The 1,366-nt window shown below is 51.5% G+C and carries 1 rRNA gene (cut by a window edge); it reads left to right on the top strand.

From position 1 onward, the window contains the following. Nucleotides 1–1,350: ribosomal RNA gene (locus GTP90_RS35355) — 23S ribosomal RNA — on the top strand (its annotated part extends 1,251 nt beyond the left edge of the window); the annotation flags it as partial. Nucleotides 1,351–1,366: the final 16 nt, after the last annotated feature.

Below are 1,366 nucleotides of genomic sequence, written 5' to 3' on the forward strand. Positions count from 1 at the left end.
GCTGAAGCAATCGGAAGTGGTTCCAAGAAAAGCCTCTAAGCTTCAGTCATACGAGACCGTACCGCAAACCGACACAGGTGGGCGAGATGAGTATTCTAAGGCGCTTGAGAGAACTCGGGAGAAGGAACTCGGCAAATTGGTACCGTAACTTCGGGAAAAGGTACGCCCTTGTAGCTTGGCTGATTTACTTCAGTAGGGCGAACGGGTTGCAATAAACTGGTGGCTGCGACTGTTTAATAAAAACACAGCACTCTGCAAACACGAAAGTGGACGTATAGGGTGTGACGCCTGCCCGGTGCTGGAAGATTAAATGATGGGGTGCAAGCTCTTGATTGAAGTCCCAGTAAACGGCGGCCGTAACTATAACGGTCCTAAGGTAGCGAAATTCCTTGTCGGGTAAGTTCCGACCTGCACGAATGGCGTAACGATGGCCACACTGTCTCCTCCCGAGACTCAGCGAAGTTGAAGTGTTTGTGATGATGCAATCTACCCGCGGCTAGACGGAAAGACCCCATGAACCTTTACTGTAGCTTTGCATTGGACTTTGAATCAATCTGTGTAGGATAGGTGGGAGGCTTTGAAGCGGGGACGCCAGTTCTCGTGGAGCCATCCTTGAAATACCACCCTGGTTCATTTGAGGTTCTAACCTTGGCCCGTTATCCGGGTCGGGGACAGTGCATGGTAGGCAGTTTGACTGGGGCGGTCTCCTCCTAAAGTGTAACGGAGGAGTTCGAAGGTACGCTAGGTACGGTCGGACATCGTGCTAATAGTGCAATGGCATAAGCGTGCTTAACTGCGAGACTGACAAGTCGAGCAGGTACGAAAGTAGGACATAGTGATCCGGTGGTTCTGTATGGAAGGGCCATCGCTCAACGGATAAAAGGTACTCTGGGGATAACAGGCTGATTCCTCCCAAGAGTTCATATCGACGGGGGAGTTTGGCACCTCGATGTCGGCTCATCACATCCTGGGGCTGTAGCCGGTCCCAAGGGTATGGCTGTTCGCCATTTAAAGTGGTACGTGAGCTGGGTTTAAAACGTCGTGAGACAGTTTGGTCCCTATCTGCCGTGGGCGTTGGAAATTTGAAGGGGGCTGCTCCTAGTACGAGAGGACCGGAGTGGACAGACCTCTGGTGTACCGGTTGTCACGCCAGTGGCATTGCCGGGTAGCTAAGTCTGGAAGAGATAACCGCTGAAAGCATCTAAGCGGGAAACTTGCCTTAAGATGAGATTTCCCAGAGCCTTGAGCTCTTTGAAGGGTCGTTCGAGACCAGGACGTTGATAGGTCAGGTGTGGAAGTGCAGTAATGCATTAAGCTAACTGATACTAATTGCCCGTACGGCTTGTCCCTATAACCTTAGCAGGTT

Source organism: Duganella vulcania (assembly GCF_009857655.1).
Lineage (GTDB): Bacteria > Pseudomonadota > Gammaproteobacteria > Burkholderiales > Burkholderiaceae_D > Rugamonas > Rugamonas vulcania.